This is a genomic window from Streptacidiphilus melanogenes (assembly GCF_000787835.1).
GTDB lineage: Bacteria > Actinomycetota > Actinomycetes > Streptomycetales > Streptomycetaceae > Streptacidiphilus > Streptacidiphilus melanogenes.
In genome coordinates this window covers 13,982-15,867 of the sequence record NZ_BBPP01000083.1, presented here as the reverse complement: position 1 = coordinate 15,867, position 1,886 = coordinate 13,982, and the positions used below count along the sequence as shown (strand labels likewise).

Annotated in this window: 1 protein-coding gene; it reads left to right on the top strand. The window is 70.1% G+C overall.

Going from position 1 to position 1,886, the window contains the following annotated elements:
- Positions 1–254 precede the first annotated feature (254 nt).
- A complete protein-coding gene (locus TR49_RS38600) occupies positions 255–1,814 on the top strand; it encodes an MFS transporter (protein WP_042390918.1) in 1,560 nt (519 codons plus the stop codon).
- Positions 1,815–1,886: the final 72 nt, after the last annotated feature.

The window sequence follows — 1,886 nt, the reverse complement described above, 5'->3', positions numbered from 1 at the left end:
TGGTGGTTCGGGGCCGCCTTCCACGCGTGCGACGGGCAGGGCAGGCCGGAGCTGCGGGGCACGGCCTTGGCATCAGATGAGTGCGGCTGCAAGGGCCGCGCACCAGGGCCGCGCACCCGGCGGGGCGATCGCCTCGGCCAGGAGGCCGTCAACCGGCTGCGGTGGCGCTGCGGGGGCCCAGGAGGCGACGAACCGGCCATGCGGATCGACCCCCTGGCCGCCCTCGCCACGGTCCATACACAAGGGAAAGACTCGTGCCGTCATCCGCCTCATCCTCATCGGCTTCGGCCTCCTTGGCCCAGGCACTGTCCCCCGGGCGCCGGCGGTCGGCGGCCGCTGTGCTGTCGGCGAGCCTCCTCGTCGTCGTCATGGACATGATGATCTTGAATGTGGCCATCCCCGACCTGACCGAAGATCTGCGGCCTTCGGCCAACCAACTGCTATGGATCGTCGACAGCTACTCACTGGTCCTTGCCGGGATGCTGGTCTCGGTCAGCGCGATCGGCGACCGGTGGGGCCGCAAGCGCATGCTGCTCGCCGGGTACGCGCTGTTCGCGGCCGCCTCAGCGCTCGTGCTGGCAGCGCATTCCGCCACCTTCGTGATCGTGATCCGCTGCCTGCTGGGCCTCGGAGGCGCGATGATCATGCCGACAACCCTGTCGATGCTCCGCTGCGTGTTCCCCGACCCGAAGGAGCGCGCCACGGCGCTGGGCATCTGGGCCTCCGTCGCAGGCCTGGGCGCCGCAGTGGGACCGCTGGTCGGCGGATTGATCCTGGAGCACTTCTCGTGGCGGGCGGCCTTTGTGATCAACGTGCCGCTGATGGTCGCCGGCCTCGTAGCCGCGCACTTCCTGCTGCCCGAGTCGCGCAACCCCGCGCCCCAGCCCTGGGACTTCGTCGCGGCCGGCGAATCGCTGGCCGGCACGGTGGCCATCGTGTGGACCGTCAAGTACTTCGCGAGACAGCAGAGCTTCGGTTCGGCCCCGGGCTGGGTGGTCCTGATCGTCGCCGTGGCCCTGCTCGTCGCGTTCGCACGACGCTGCCTGCACTCGCCCAGCCCGTTCCTGGACCTGCGCCTGTTCGCCCGAGGACCGTTCACCGCCGCCGTCATTGCCGCACTGTGCTGCATGTTCGCCCTCGCCGCCGCACTGCTGCTGGCCACCCAGTGGATGCAACTCGCCGAGGGACTGAGCCCCCTCGAGACAGGAATCCGGCTCCTGCCCACGGCCCTGGCCAGCGCCGCCGCCTCCGTGCTCTCGCCCTGGCTCGCCACCAGGTGGAGCATCCGGGCCATCCTCAGCCAGTCCGTCGCTGTGGCCGCCACCGGAATGGCCCTGCCCTTCCTGTGGCCGGGCCGGATCTCCCAGGCAGCGGTCATGGCCGCCCTGGCGCTCGTCGGCGCGGGCACCGGAGCACTCGCACTGGGATCCGCCGTCATCATCTCCAGCGCCCCCGAGGAACGCGTGAGCAGTGCCGCAGCCATCGACGAACTCTCATACGACCTCGGCAGCGTCCTCGGCGTGGCGATCCTCGGCAGCCTTGCCGGGTTCCTCTACCGCACCGGCCTCGACAAGGACCGGGCACTGACCGCCCTGCCCCCACACCTCGCCGACACAGCACGCGGCTCACTCGGCAACGCCATCACCGTCGCCGACCACATCAAACAACCGGACCTGGCGAAAGCAGCAACCGCACAATTCGTGAGGTCCTTCGAAATCACAGGACTCACCGCCGGACTGTTCCTGCTCGCCGTCGCCGCTCTCGTCTTCCTCCTCATCCCCCACGACATCGACACCGCCCACCAGCACCCCTGAGCCAACGGCCGCCCTCGCCACGAACCACCCTCCCCCCAGCCAGCCGCCCGGCCCGCCGGACAAACCCCACCC